Origin of the sequence: Kytococcus schroeteri (genome assembly GCF_042433515.1) — a bacterium.
GTDB classification, from domain to species: domain Bacteria; phylum Actinomycetota; class Actinomycetes; order Actinomycetales; family Dermatophilaceae; genus Kytococcus; species Kytococcus schroeteri.
This window is the reverse complement of record NZ_JBHLVH010000014.1, coordinates 24,773-38,236: the sequence shown is the minus strand read 5'-3', so window position 1 is coordinate 38,236 and position 13,464 is coordinate 24,773. Positions and strand designations below refer to the sequence as shown.

The window sequence follows — 13,464 nt, the reverse complement described above, 5'->3', positions numbered from 1 at the left end:
CACCTGGACGGCCAGGCAGCGCGGCCTCGCGTCCGCCCGGCAGTCCGCCTCAGATGTTGAAGCCCAGGGCGCGCAGCTGCTCGCGGCCGTCGTCGGTGATCTTGTCCGGGCCCCACGGCGGCATCCAGACCCAGTTGATGACGTGCGTGGACACGAGGCCCTCCAGCACGCCGGCCACCTGGTCCTCGATGACGTCGGTCAGCGGGCACGCCGGGGAGGTCAGCGTCATGTCGATGACGGCGTGCGTCTCCTCCACGGTGACCCCGTAGACGAGGCCGAGGTCCACGACGTTGATGCCCAGCTCGGGGTCCACCACGTCGCGCAGCGCCTCGGTGACGTCCTCGGTGCTGGCTGCTGCTGCGGTCTGCTGCTCGGTCATGCCTGTGCTCCGTTCGTCGGTGCGTCGGTGTCGTGCTCGCCGGTCACGTCCACCCCGGCGCGGGCCAGGGCGTCGGTGAGGGCGGTCCAGCCCAGCAGCGCGCACTTCACGCGCGCCGGGTACTGCGAGACGCCGGCGAAGGCCACGCCGTCGCCGATGAGCTCCTCGTCGCCCTCGTACTGGCCGCGCGAGGTGAGCATCTTCTTCATCTCCGCCAGGCTGCCGGCCACCTCGTCGGCGTCGTGGCCGATGGTCTCCTCGGTCATCACCGAGGTGGACGCGGTGGAGATGCTGCACCCCATCGCGTCGTAGGAGACGTCCACGATGCGGGGCGGCTCCACGGAGGTGTCCACGTGCACCCGCACGGTGACCTCGTCGCCGCAGGAGGTGTTCACGTGGTGCACCTCGGCCTCGTACGGCTCCCTCAGCCCGGCGTTCTGCGGGTTCTTGGAGTGGTCGAGGATGATCTCCTGGTACAGGTCCATCAGGCTCCTGCCTCCTGGTCGGTGCGGCCCGCGGGGGTGCCGCCGGTGGGGGTCCCCACGTCGATGCCGAAGACGCCCGGCACGCGGTCCAGCGCCTCGAGGAAGGCGTCCACGTCGGCCCGCGTGGAGTACACCGCGAAGCTGGCCCGCGTGGTGGCGGGCACGCGCAGCGCGCGGTGCAGCGGCCAAGCGCAGTGGTGCCCGGTGCGCACGGCGACGCCGGAGTCGTCCAGCACCTGCCCCACGTCGTGCGGGTGCACGCCCTCGACGGTGAAGGACACCGCCCCCACCCGCTCGGCCACGGGGCCGACGCCGGTGGAGGTGGGCCCGATGACGGTGACCCACGGGCGCTGCACCAGGCCGTCGAGCGCGTACTGCACCAGCTCACGGTCGTGGGCGGCCACCCGCTCCATGCCGATCTCGTCGAGGAACTCCACGGCCGCGCCCAGGCCCACGGCCTGGCTGGTCATGGGCACCCCGGCCTCGAAGCGGGCCGGTGGAGGGGCGTAGGTGGAGCCCTCCATGCGCACCAGCTCGATCATGGAGCCACCGGTGATGAACGGCGGCATCGCGGCCAGCAGCTCGTGGCGGCCCCAGAGCACACCGATGCCGGACGGGCCCAGCACCTTGTGGCCGGTGAAGGCGAGGAAGTCCACGCCCAGGGCAGCGACGTCCACCGGCAGGTGCGGCACGGACTGCGCGCCGTCCACCACGGTGAGCGCACCCACCTCGCGGGCACGGGCCACCAGCGCCGGCACGTCGGCCACGGCCCCGGTCACGTTGGAGACGTGGCTGAAGGCCAGCACCTTGGTGGTGTCGTCCACGACCTCGCCGAGGCCGGAGAGGTCGACCCGGCCGTCGGCCAGCAGCGGCAGCCAGCGCAGCGTGGCGCCGGTGCGGCGGGCCAGCTCCTGCCAGGGCACGAGATTGGCGTGGTGCTCGGCCTCGGTCACCACGATGCTGTCGCCCGGGCCGAGGCGGAAGCGCTCGGCCACCGCGGGGTCGGCCCCGTCCATGGCGCCGGCGGCGCCGGCGTTGGAGAACGCGTAGGCCACGAGGTTGAGCGCCTCGGTGGCGTTCTTGGTGAACACCACCTCCTCGGTGCGCGGCGCCCCGATGAAGCGCGCGATCCGCTCGCGCGCCCCCTCGAAGGCGTCCGTGGCCTCCTCGGCCAGCTGGTGGGCACCCCGGTGCACTGCGGAACGGTGCTGGGTGAGGTACTCCCGCTCGGCCTCCAGCACGGCCAGCGGCTGCTGGCTCGTGGCCCCGGAGTCCAGGTACACCAGCGGCCGCCCGTCACGGACGGTCCGCTGGAGCACCGGGAACTGCGCGCGCAGCTCCTCCAGCTCGGCGTCGGTGAACGCGCTCACGCTCAGACCGCCGCCTGGGTGAAGCGGTCGTAGCCCTCGGCCTCGAGGCGCTCGGCCAGCTCCGGGCCGCCCTCCTCGGCCACGCGGCCGTCCACGAAGACGTGCACGAAGTCGGGCTTGATGTAGTTGAGGATGCGCGTGTAGTGCGTGATGAGCAGCACGCCCATGTCGTTGGCCTCCTTGGCGCGGTTCACGCCCTCGGAGACGATGCGCAGCGCGTCCACGTCGAGGCCGGAGTCGGTCTCGTCGAGCACGGCCACCTTGGGCTGCAGCAGCTCGAGCTGCAGGATCTCGTGGCGCTTCTTCTCACCACCGGAGAAGCCGGCGTTGACGTCGCGCTCGGCGAACTCGGGCTTCATGCGCAGGTCGGCCATGGTGTTCTTGACGTCCTTGACCCAGGTGCGCAGCTTCGGGGCCTCGCCGTCCACGGCGGTCTTGGCGGTGCGCAGGAAGTTGCTCACCGTCACGCCGGGCACCTCGACGGGGTACTGCATCGCCAGGAAGAGACCGGCGCGGGCGCGCTCGTCCACGCTCATCGCCAGCACGTCCTCGCCGTCCAGGGTGATGGAGCCGGAGGTCACCGTGTACTTGGGGTGACCGGCGATGGAGTAGGCCAGCGTGGACTTGCCGGAGCCGTTCGGGCCCATGATGGCGTGGGTCTCGCCGGAGTTGATGGTCAGGGTGACGCCCTTGAGGATCTCCTTGTCCTCGCCGTCGTCCGTGCTGACCGAGACGTGCAGGTCCTTGATCTCCAGGGTGCTCATGTGTCCTCTTTCGTCGCAGGTGGTGCCAGGGGGAACCAGTGGTTCCGGTGTCGGGGGTGCGGCGGCCTTCAGGAGGCGATCGCCACGTAGATCGAGCTGCCGTCGATGCGCACGGTGTGCACGGCCACCGGCTGGGTGGCCGGCAGGCTCAGCGGGTGCCCGTCGTTGAGGTCGAACTCCGAGCCGTGCAGCCAGCACTCGATGGTGTCGCCGTGCACCTCTCCCTCGGCGAGGGAGACGTTGGCGTGGCTGCACGTGTCGTCGATGGCGTGGACGACGCCCTTCGAGTCGCGCACCACGGCCACCCGGCGTCCGCCGAGCTCCACCACGGCGCCGCCGACCTCGGGCAGCTCGTCCAGGGTGCCCACCAGGTACTCCTCGACCTGGCCGACCGGCAGCGCGCCGGTGTGCGGACCCTCGTCGCGGGCGGCCATCAGGCGGTCGCCTCCGCGTCGTCGTCGAGCAGCTCGTCGGCCTCGGTGGGGGCGAACCCGAGCTCCACCTCGATGGCGCGCATGATGCGCTCGGTCACCTCGGGCACACCGATGCGGCCCACGATGTCGGCGAAGAAGCCGCGCACCACCAGGCGGCGGGCCTCGGCCTCGGGGATGCCCCGCGCCATGAGGTAGAAGAGCTGCTCGTCGTCGAAGCGGCCGGTGGCGCTGGCGTGGCCGGCCCCCTCGATCTCGCCGGTCTCGATCTCCAGGTTGGGCACCGAGTCGGCGCGCGCCCCGTCGGTGAGCACCAGGTTGCGGTTCATCTCGTAGGTGTCGGTGCCCTCGGCCTCGGCGCGGATGAGCACGTCACCCACCCACACGGTGCGCGCGGTCTCGCCCTGCAGGGCGCCCTTGTAGAGCACGTCGGAGTGGCACCTCGGGGCGTTGTGGTCCACGAACACGCGGTGCTCCTGGTGCTGGCCGGAGTCGGCGAAGTACACGCCGTACAGGTTGGCCGAGCCGCCGGGGCCCTCGTAGGACACGTTGGTGTTGAGGCGCACCAGGTCGCCGCCCAGGGTCACCACGATGTGGCGGAAGGTGGCGTCGCGACCGATGCGGGCCTCGTGCTGGCCGGTGTGCACGGCCTCGTCGTCCCACTCCTGCAGGCTCACCACGGTGAGCTGCGAGCCGTCGCCGGCCACGACCTCGACGTTCTCGCCGTGCTCGGCCGCACCGGTGTGGTGGAGGATCACCATGGCCTTGCTGTGGCGCCCGGCGTCGATGACGACGTGCCCGTTCGAGCGGTGGCCGGCGCCCTGGCCGGTCACGCGGACCACGATCGGCTCGGTGAGCTCGGTGTCGGCCGGGACGGCCACGTGCAGCGCCTGCTCGCTGCCGGCGGAGGCCACGACCGCGGCGCGGTCCTCGGGCACCAGCACGGTGCCGCGGGGCGCCTGGCCCGGGGCCAGCGGGGAGGCCACGTGGGTCTCGTCGCTGACCTCCCAGGTGGTGGCCGGGGTGCCGTTGGTGTCGGTGGCCTTCTCCTGCAGCAGGGAGCCCAGGCGGTCCAGCGGCGTGAAGCGCCACTCCTCCTCGCGCCCGGTGGGCACCGGGAAGTCCGCCGGCTCGTGCGAGCGGCGGCGCTTGGCGCGCGACTCGTCGGCGGCCGGGGTGCCCAGCTGGGCGGCCGGGTCGGTGTGCGTGGCGGCCGGGGTGAGTCCGCCGGCGGCCTGGTCGTTCTTCGTCTCGCTGAGCAGCGACATCAGCCGACGGCTCCTTCCATCTGCAGCTCGATCAGGCGGTTCAGCTCGAGGGCGTACTCCATCGGCAGCTCACGGGCGATCGGCTCCACGAAGCCGCGCACGATCATGGCCATGGCCTCGGTCTCGGAGACACCGCGGGACATCAGGTAGAACATCTGGTCCTCGGACACCTTGGAGACGGTGGCCTCGTGGCCCATCTGCACGTCGTCCTCGCGGATGTCGACGTAGGGGTAGGTGTCGGACCGGGAGATCTGGTCCACCAGCAGGGCGTCGCAGACCACGGACGACTTCGAGCCGTACGCGCCCTCGGCCACCTGCACCAGGCCGCGGTAGGAGGTGCGGCCACCACCGCGGGCCACCGACTTGCTCACGATGGAGCTGGTGGTGTGCGGGGCGTTGTGCACCATCTTGGCGCCGGCGTCCTGGTGCTGGCCCTCGCCGGCGAAGGCCACGGACAGGGTCTCGCCGTTGGCGTGCTCGCCCATGAGGAAGACGGCCGGGTACTTCATCGTCACCTTGGAGCCGATGTTGCCGTCGATCCACTCCATGGTGGCGCCCTCGGCGCAGGTGGCGCGCTTGGTGACCAGGTTGTACACGTTGTTCGACCAGTTCTGGATGGTCGTGTAGCGCACCTTGGCGTTCTTCTTGACGATGATCTCCACCACCGCGCTGTGCAGCGAGTCGGACTGGTAGATCGGCGCCGTGCAGCCCTCCACGTAGTGCACCGAGGAGCCCTCGTCGGCGATGATCAGCGTCCGCTCGAACTGGCCCATGTTCTCGGTGTTGATGCGGAAGTAGGCCTGCAGCGGGATGTCCACGTGCACGCCCGGCGGCACGTAGATGAAGGAGCCACCGGACCACACGGCGGTGTTCAGCGCGGAGAACTTGTTGTCACCGGCGGGGATGACGCTGGCGAAGTGCTCGCGGAACAGGTCCTCGTGCTCGCGCAGGGCGGTGTCGGTGTCGACGAAGATGACGCCCTTCTCCTCCAGGTCCTCGCGGATCTGGTGGTACACCACCTCGGACTCGTACTGGGCGGCCACACCGGCGATGAGGCGCTGCTTCTCCGCCTCCGGGATGCCGAGCTTGTCGTAGGTCTTCTTGATGTCCTCGGGCAGCTCGTCCCAGGTGGTGGCCTGCTTCTCGGTGGACTTCACGAAGTACTTGATGTTCTGGAAGTCGATGTCCGAGAGGTCCGAGCCCCAGTGCGGCATCGGCTTGCGGTCGAACAGGCGCAGGGCCTTGAGACGCATGGTGCGCATCCACTCCGGCTCACCCTTGCGCGTGGTGATGTCCTCCACCACGGCCTCGGACAGGCCGCGCTGGGCGGCCTCACCGGCGGCGTCGCTGTCGCGCCATCCGTACTCGTAGCGGCCCAGGTCCTTGAGACCGGGGTTCAGCTCCTCGATGTGGGAGGCGCCGCTGGGGGTGCCATCGGCCGTCGTGGTCATCGTGACCTCTCCTCGTGGTGGTGGGTGGTGGACGTGTCGGGACCCGGCCGCACGGTGACCGCGGAGGCCGGGACGAAGGTGGTGCAGACGTGGCCGCCGACCGGCAGCGTCTGCAGGCGCTGGACGTGCACGCCCAGCAGCTCGGAGAACGCCTCGGCCTCGGCCTCGCACAGGGCGGGGAAGGCCTCGGCGGCCTGCTGCACGGGGCAGTGGCCCTGGCAGAGCTGGACGCCGTGGACCTGCGGCACCTGCCGCACCGAGGGGGCGTAGCCGTCCCCGGCGAGCTCGGCCGAGAGGGCATGGGCGCGGTCGACCGGGTCCTCCCCCGCCTCGCGCACGGCATCGGCGTAGCGCGAGACGAGCTGCTCGGCGCGGCGGCGAGCGTACTCGGCCACCGCCTCGGTGCCGCCGGTGGCCTGCAGGAACTCCAGCAGCTCCACGGCCATCTCGTCGTAGGCGGTGGGCAGGGTTGTGTGACCCGCGTCGGAGAGCACCCAGGCGCGGGCGGGGCGTCCGCGGCCACGCGTGCCCGCGGCGGCCAGCTCGTGCTCGTGCTCGGCGATGACGCCCTCGGCGGCCAGTGCGTCGAGGTGGCGGCGCACCGCGGCGGCGGTGAGGTCGAGCTGGTCGGAGAGCTCGCGGGCGGTGATGGGGCCATCCTGGGAGACGGCAGCACGGACCCGCTCACGGGTGCTCGTCGCCGGCTCGCTCATAAACACAACAACAGTGTGCGCTAAATCTTTGTTCCCCTCCAAGAGAGGTGAACCTCACCCGGTGCTCCAGCGCGGCCGCGACGTAGGGTTCTCCCCGTGCCGACCACCTCCCCCGCCGCCGTGCTGTTCGACGACGTCGCCCTCACCCGGGAGGGCGTGCGGGCGCTGGACGGCCTGTCCTTCACCGCCCCCGCGGGCGCGGTGACCTGCGTGCTCGGACGCAACGGTGCGGGCAAGTCCACCATGGTGCAGACCGCCACCGGGCTGCTCCGGGCGGACTCCGGCGTCGTGCGGGTGCTCGGCACCGACCCGTGGGGTGCCACCCCGGAGCACCGCGGTCGGGTCTCGGTGGCCCTGCAGGACGGTGGGCTGCCCACGGGTGTGCGGCCCTCGGTGCTGCTGGCCCACCTCTCGCGCCTCTACCCCGACCCGCGTCCGTGGCAGGACCTGTGGCGCCGACTCGGCATCCACGGCTACGACAGGCGGATCATCCGCCGCCTCTCCGGCGGGCAGCGCCAGCGCGTTGCCCTCGCCGCGGCGCTCGTGGGCCGCCCGCAGGTGACCTTCCTCGACGAGCCGACCGCCGGCCTCGACCCGCACAGCCGGCTCGACGTCTGGGACGTGGTGCGCCGCATCGCCCAGGAGGGGGTGGCCGTGGTGGTGACCACGCACTCCTTCGAGGAGGCCGAGCGCCTGGCCGACCGCGTCGTCGTCATCGACGCCGGGCGGTGCGTGGCGCAGGGACCCGTGGCCGAGGTCGCGGACGGCAGCACGCTGGAGGAGCGCTTCTTCGCGCTCACCGGACGCACGGAGACGGAGGCCGCATGAGCGCCCACGACGCGACGACCCCTGCCGGCGCGACCGGCGGTGAGGCGGCCTCCGCGCGCGCGGTCCCGGCCGCCCGACGCGTGCTGGCGCAGGCCCGCTACGAGGCGGGCGTGCTGCTGCGCAACGGCGAGCAGCTGCTCGTCTCGATCGTGCTGCCGCTGCTGGCCCTGGTGACGCTGCACCTCACGAGCTCCCCCTCCCTCGGCGAGGGGCGCCGCATCGACCTGGCCGTGCCCGGCGTGCTGGCGCTGGCGATCATGTCCACGGCCTTCACCGGGCAGGCCATCGCGCTGGCCTTCGACCGCCGGTACGGGGTGCTGCGCCTCTTCGGCACCACACCGCTGGGGGCCAGCGGGCTGGTGTGGGGACGCATCGTGGCCGTGCTCGGCGTCATCGCGCTGCAGGTGGCGGTGCTCGGTGGAATGGGCCTGGCGCTCGGCTGGCAGCCCACCTGGTCCGGCGTGCCCGCGGCGCTGCTGGTGGGGGTGCTCGGCGCCGCGGCCTTCGTGGTGCTGGCGGTGCTCGTGGGCGGGCGCCTGCGGGCCGAGGCCGTGCTGGCCGTGGCCAACCTGCTGTGGGTGGTCTTCCTCGCGCTGGGCAGCCTGCTCCCCTCGCACCGCTTCGGTGCCCCGTGGGAGACGCTCGTGCGGCTCACCCCGTCGGGTGCCCTCGGTGACGGGCTGCGCGCGGCGCTGGGTGACGGGCACCTGGACGGGGTGGCCGTCCTCGTGCTGCTGGCCTGGACCGTGCTGGGTGGGCTGCTGGCCACGCGCGTGTTCCGCTGGTCGGACTGAGGCGGGCCCCGGTGCCGGGCGCAGTCGCCGGCACCACGCGACGCCTGCCGCGGCGCGATCCACGACGCATCGTAGGATTTGCCCCCGTGAACACCCCCGCACCCGCAGCCCCCCGCACCACTCCTCCGTCGGCCGAGGACTCCCTGGACACCGGCACCCCGGCCCTCACCGGCTGGCGCCGCATCGGACGGTGGGTGCGTCCGCTGCTGTGGCTCAACCTGGCCGTGGAGATCGGCATCGTGCTCACCGGCGGCCTGGTGCGGCTCACCGGGTCCGGGCTGGGCTGCCCCACCTGGCCGCACTGCGACCCCGGCTCGTTCACCCCGGTGATCGAGGAGGCCGACGGCATCCACCCGTACATCGAGTTCGGCAACCGTACGCTCACCGGTGTGGTGGGCATCGTGGCGATGCTGCTCGTGCTGGCCGTGGTGGCCCGGGGCGGGGAGCGTCGCCGCAAGCAGCTGCCATGGGCGCTGGCCGTCGTGGGCGGCATCGTGGCGCAGATCGTGCTCGGGGGCATCACGGTGCGCACCCACCTCAACCCGGTCACTGTGAGCGCGCACTTCCTCGTCTCGATGCTGCTGGTCACCGCCTCGGCCGCCGTGCTGTGGTTCGACCGCTCGGCCGACGAGGTGCAGCACCCGCCGCTCCCCCGCCCCCTGCACCTGGTGGCCGGGCTGGCCGCCGTCACCGCGGCCGTGGTGCTCACCCTCGGCACCGTGGTGACCGGCTCGGGCCCGCACTCCGGTGACGCCGACGCCCCTGCGCGCTACCTGCTCGACGTGAAGACCATGAGCTGGCTCCACGCGGACTCGGTGATGCTCTTCTGCGGCCTGGTCGCTGCCATGCTGCTGGGCCTGCACCTGCTGCCGCAGGCGACCATCCACGCCAAGCGCGTGTGGTGGGCGGTGCTCGCGGTGACCCTGGCCCAGGGCCTGCTGGGCTACGTGCAGTACGCGCTGGCCGTGCCGGCGCCCCTGGTGGCGCTGCACATGCTCGGCGCCTGCCTGCTGGTCTGGGCGCTCACCTGGGGCGTGCTGGCCGTCCGCCGCTGAGCGGGCCGAGCCTCTCCCAGCCGAGGGGGGGTCCGGGCCTCCGCGCACGGGAAAGCCCATGCCGCACGGGAAAGGTGCTGGCGGCACGCGGACCATCGCGTGCGACCAGCACCTTTCCGGTGCTTGGTGACACTGGCCGTGCGGTGGGCCGCCGGGCGCCCTCTGGCCCCTGTTCGGGGCGCCGAGCCTGGGGCTGACCGGGTCCGTGCTGGGCCTGTCAGGCGCCCTCCCATCCTCCTGACCTGCCGACGTGCTTGGTCGACCCACCCTCGGGGGGACGGTCAGGCAGCTGTTGCGTGGGTCAGGAGCAGTTGACCCTGTCAGGAGCCGGGCGGAGCCGTCGTGACGCCCCTCGTCGCGGGGGCCTCTACGAGCGACAGGGGGTCCCGGCCCCCGGGCACGCGGAAAGCCCACGCCGCACGGGAAAGGTGCTGGCCCCACGCGCACCATCGCGGGCGACCAGCACCTTTCGCGTGCCCAGTGACACCTCCCGTGCGGGCCGGCCGCCGAGGCTCGCCCGAGTCAGCCGTGGCCAGTGGACGTCATGGCCCATCGGCGCCTGGGCCGTCACGCGGCCCCGGAGCCAGCTCAGCCCAGGCCGGGCAGCGCCCAGTAGAGGAGCGGGTCCACGGCCACGGCCATGAACAGCACGCTCACGTAGCTGATGGAGTAGTGGAAGAGCCGCATCGGCTTGATCTCGGCCTCGCTCAGACCGGCGCGCGCCCCACGCAGCAGGGTGTGCGACTCCATGAGGAACAGGCCGCCGGAGAGCACCGCCACCACGGTGTAGAGCCACCCCATCGGCGCCACGGGGATGAGCACCAGCGAGGTGAGCACGGTGGCCCAGGCGTAGAGCACGATCTTCTTGCCGACCGCCACGTTGTCCTCGATGACGGGCAGCATGGGCACGCCGGCGTTGGCGTAGTCGTCGCGGAACTTCATGGACAGCGGCCAGTAGTGCGGCGGGGTCCAGAAGAAGACGAACAGGAAGAGCACGAAGGGCGCCCAGGCCAGCGAGTTGGTGACGGCCGACCAGCCGATGAGCACCGGGATGCAGCCGGCCACCCCGCCCCAGACAATGTTCTGGCTGGTCCGGCGCTTGAGCACGATCGTGTAGAACCACGCGTACAGCACGATGGCGGCGAAGGACAGCGCGGCCGAGAGCCAGTTGACCAGCAGCCCCAGCCACAGCACGGACGCGATGCCGAGCACGGCGCCGAACACAAGGGCCGCCCGGGGGCTGATCTGCCCGGTGACCAGCGGCCGGTTGCTGGTGCGGTGCATCTTGGCGTCGATGTCGCGGTCCAGGTAGCAGTTCAGGACGTTCGCGCTCGAGGCCGACAGGGTGCCGCCGATGAGCGTGGCCACCACCAGCCACCAGCTCGGCACGCCCCGCTCGGCCAGGAACATCACCGGGAAGGTGGTGATGAGCAGCAGCTCGATGATGCGGGGCTTGCAGAGGGAGACGTACGCCCGGACGGTGGACCACGCGCCGGAGTCCGACGGGCTGGCGGGGGTCGCCGCCACCTGATCTGCCCCTGAAGTCACGGTGTCCTCTCGAGCGTCGGTGCTGGGTGCACGCACACCGAGCCGTCCCGGCCCGTGAGTGCGGTGGCCCATCGTATCCGTCGCCCCCGACGATCTGCGACGCAGCGTCGTTGACCTCCCGCCGCGCCCTCCCGGCGACGGCCGCCCTTCCGTGGGCGGACCCCGCGGGGTGCCCCCTCCACCCCGGGACGCATAGGGTGGAGACCCGCCCGTCCGTGCGTTTCCCCCATCCCAAGGAGTGCAGCGTGACCGAGTCCAGCAAGCCCACCCGCGACAGCCAGCTCGCCGACCCCGTGGCGCAGCAGGTGGGGTGGACCGACACCGACCTGCGCGCCGTGGACACCGCCCGCCTCCTGGCCGCCGACGCCGTGGAGAAGTGCGGCAGCGGCCACCCGGGCACGGCGATGTCGCTGGCGCCCGCGGCCTACCTGCTGTTCCAGAAGGTCATGCGCCACGACCCGAACGACGCGCACTGGCTGGGCCGTGACCGCTTCGTGCTCTCGGCGGGGCACTCCTGCCTGACGCAGTACGTGCAGCTCTACTACTCCGGCTACGGCCTGGAGATGGACGACCTCAAGGCCCTGCGCACCTGGGGCTCGCAGACCCCCGGCCACCCGGAGGTGCACCACACCACCGGCGTGGAGGCCACCACCGGCCCGCTCGGCTCCGGCCTGGCCACCGCAGTGGGCATGGCGATGGCGCAGCGCCGCCAGCGCGGGCTGCTCGACCCCGATGCCGCCCCCGGGGAGTCCCCCTTCGACCACCACGTGTGGGTCATCGCCTCCGACGGCGACATCATGGAGGGCGTCACCGCCGAGGCCTCCTCGTTGGCCGGGCACCAGGAGCTCGACAACCTCACGGTCATCTACGACGACAACGAGATCTCCATCGAGGACGACACCGACATCTCGTTCTCCGAGGACGTGGCGAAGCGCTACGAGGCCTACGGCTGGAACACCGTGACCGTCGACTGGCGCGCCACCGACCCGTACACCGAGGACGTGGACGCCCTGTGGCGTGCGCTCGAGGAGTCGAAGAAGGCCGACGGGCGCCCCACCCTCATCAAGCTGCGCACTGTCATCGGCTGGCCGGCGCCCACCAAGCGCGACACCGGCTCGGCGCACGGTGCGGCCCTGGGCGCCGAGGAGATCGCCGGCACCAAGGAGCTGCTCGGCTTCGACCCCGAGGTCGCCTTCCCCATGGACGACGAGGTTCTGGCGCACGTCCGCCAGGTGGCCGACCGCGGCGCCGCCGCCCACGCCGAGTGGGACACCCGGCTGGCCGCCTGGCGCGAGGCCAACCCCGAGAACGCGGCCCTGCTGGACCGCCTGGTCGCCCAGCAGCTGCCCGAGGGGTTCGCCGAGGCCTTCCCGACCTGGACCGCCGACGACAAGCCGCTGGCCACGCGTGCCGCCTCCGGCCAGGTGCTCAACGCCCTGGCCGAGGTGATGCCGGAGCTGTGGGGTGGCTCCGCCGACCTCGCCGGCTCCAACAACACCACCATGGACGGCGTGCCGAGCTTCGTGCCGGAGTCCAAGGCCACCACGATGTTCAGCGGCCACCGCTACGGCCGCACCCTGCACTTCGGCATCCGGGAGAACGCCATGGGCATGGCGCTCACTGGCATCGCGCTGGAGGGCCTCACCCGCCCCTACGGCGGCACCTTCCTGACCTTCAGCGACTACATGCGCCCCGCGGTGCGCCTGGCCGCCATCCAGCAGGCACCGGTGACCTACGTGTGGACGCACGACTCCATCGGCCTGGGCGAGGACGGCCCCACGCACCAGCCGGTGGAGCACCTGGCCTCGCTGCGTGCCATCCCCGGCCTGGACGTGGTGCGCCCCGCCGACGCCAACGAGACCGCCGTGGCCTGGCGCACGGTGCTGGGCCACGTGGACCACCCGGCCGCGCTGATCCTGACCCGGCAGGCGGTGCCGCACCTGGACCGCGAGCAGTACGCCTCGGCCGAGGGCGTGGCCAAGGGCGGCTACGTGCTGGCCGACGCCGAGGGCGAGCTCCGGGTGCTCCTCATGGCCACCGGGTCGGAGGTGCAGCTCGCGCTGGAGGCCCGCAGGACGCTGCAGGCCGAGGGCATCGGCACCCGCGTCGTCTCGATGCCGTGCCGCGAGTGGTTCGACGCCCAGGACCAGGCCTACCGCGACGAGGTGCTCCCGCCGTCGGTGCGCGCACGCGTGAGCGTGGAGGCCGGCCTGGCGATGTCCTGGTGGGACCTGCTGGGCGACGCCGGTCAGGCCGTCTCCCTGGAGCACTTCGGGGCCTCCGCCCCCGCCGAGGTGCTGTTCGAGGAGTTCGGCATCACCGCCGCGGCCACCGTGGCCGCGGCCCGGAAGTCCCTGTCGATCGTGGAAGGCCAGTGA

13 protein-coding genes are annotated in these 13,464 nt (G+C 72.1%); 4 read left to right on the top strand and 9 right to left on the bottom strand.

Annotation, left to right across the window (positions count from 1 at the left end; translation table 11 throughout):
- Window positions 1-49 precede the first annotated feature (49 nt).
- The 8 genes from ACFFHC_RS07225 to ACFFHC_RS07190 all read right to left on the bottom strand — a co-directional run bounded on the left by ACFFHC_RS07225 (window position 50) and on the right by ACFFHC_RS07190 (window position 6,861).
- Window positions 50-379, bottom strand: coding sequence for a metal-sulfur cluster assembly factor (locus tag ACFFHC_RS07225; protein ID WP_070705811.1), 330 nt, complete (start codon window positions 377-379; stop codon window positions 50-52).
- Complete coding sequence (gene sufU / locus ACFFHC_RS07220; RefSeq protein WP_141494277.1) at window positions 376-864, bottom strand: Fe-S cluster assembly sulfur transfer protein SufU; 489 nt, start codon at window positions 862-864, stop codon at window positions 376-378. Before sufU ends, ACFFHC_RS07225 begins: the two co-directional genes overlap by 4 nt.
- Window positions 864-2,240 (bottom strand): cysteine desulfurase, encoded by a 1,377-nt coding sequence (locus tag ACFFHC_RS07215; protein WP_379804539.1) that lies wholly within the window; start codon window positions 2,238-2,240, stop codon window positions 864-866. The genes sufU and ACFFHC_RS07215 overlap by 1 nt, the downstream gene beginning before the upstream one ends.
- Window positions 2,237-2,998: a Fe-S cluster assembly ATPase SufC gene (gene sufC, locus ACFFHC_RS07210; protein WP_141494279.1), complete on the bottom strand. Its 762-nt coding sequence runs from the start codon at window positions 2,996-2,998 to the stop codon at window positions 2,237-2,239. The genes ACFFHC_RS07215 and sufC overlap by 4 nt, the downstream gene beginning before the upstream one ends.
- A gap of 68 nt (window positions 2,999-3,066) precedes the next feature.
- Window positions 3,067-3,432, bottom strand: a complete 366-nt coding sequence (locus tag ACFFHC_RS07205; protein ID WP_070705815.1) for a non-heme iron oxygenase ferredoxin subunit — start codon at window positions 3,430-3,432, stop codon at window positions 3,067-3,069.
- Window positions 3,432-4,697, bottom strand: coding sequence for a Fe-S cluster assembly protein SufD (sufD, locus tag ACFFHC_RS07200; RefSeq protein ID WP_141494280.1), 1,266 nt, complete (start codon window positions 4,695-4,697; stop codon window positions 3,432-3,434). The genes ACFFHC_RS07205 and sufD overlap by 1 nt, the downstream gene beginning before the upstream one ends.
- On the bottom strand, window positions 4,697-6,148 hold the full coding sequence (gene sufB, locus ACFFHC_RS07195) for a Fe-S cluster assembly protein SufB (RefSeq protein ID WP_070705817.1): 1,452 nt from the start codon (window positions 6,146-6,148) through the stop codon (window positions 4,697-4,699). The genes sufD and sufB overlap by 1 nt, the downstream gene beginning before the upstream one ends.
- The gene (locus ACFFHC_RS07190; RefSeq protein WP_070705818.1) at window positions 6,145-6,861 is read right to left on the bottom strand and encodes a helix-turn-helix transcriptional regulator; all 717 of its coding nucleotides are present in this window, start codon (window positions 6,859-6,861) and stop codon (window positions 6,145-6,147) included. Before ACFFHC_RS07190 ends, sufB begins: the two co-directional genes overlap by 4 nt.
- Window positions 6,862-6,957: 96 nt before the next feature.
- Here ACFFHC_RS07190 and ACFFHC_RS07185 point away from each other — a divergent pair, with 96 nt between their 5' ends.
- The 3 genes from ACFFHC_RS07185 (at window position 6,958) to ACFFHC_RS07175 (ending at window position 9,538) form a co-directional block, all read left to right on the top strand.
- The gene (locus ACFFHC_RS07185) at window positions 6,958-7,689 is read left to right on the top strand and encodes an ABC transporter ATP-binding protein (RefSeq protein WP_070705819.1); all 732 of its coding nucleotides are present in this window, start codon (window positions 6,958-6,960) and stop codon (window positions 7,687-7,689) included.
- Window positions 7,686-8,483, top strand: coding sequence for an ABC-2 transporter permease (locus tag ACFFHC_RS07180; RefSeq protein WP_379804175.1), 798 nt, complete (start codon window positions 7,686-7,688; stop codon window positions 8,481-8,483). Before ACFFHC_RS07185 ends, ACFFHC_RS07180 begins: the two co-directional genes overlap by 4 nt.
- A gap of 86 nt (window positions 8,484-8,569) precedes the next feature.
- Window positions 8,570-9,538 carry a COX15/CtaA family protein gene (locus ACFFHC_RS07175; RefSeq protein ID WP_379804172.1) on the top strand — a complete coding sequence of 323 codons (969 nt, stop codon included), beginning with the start codon at window positions 8,570-8,572 and terminating at the stop codon, window positions 9,536-9,538.
- Between the two features lie 588 nt (window positions 9,539-10,126).
- Here the strand turns inward: ACFFHC_RS07175 and ACFFHC_RS07170 are convergent.
- Window positions 10,127-11,065 (bottom strand): heme o synthase, encoded by a 939-nt coding sequence (locus tag ACFFHC_RS07170; protein ID WP_070706217.1) that lies wholly within the window; start codon window positions 11,063-11,065, stop codon window positions 10,127-10,129.
- Between the two features lie 266 nt (window positions 11,066-11,331).
- Between ACFFHC_RS07170 and tkt the strand changes: the two genes are divergently transcribed.
- Complete coding sequence (tkt, locus tag ACFFHC_RS07165; RefSeq protein WP_379804168.1) at window positions 11,332-13,464, top strand: transketolase; 2,133 nt, start codon at window positions 11,332-11,334, stop codon at window positions 13,462-13,464.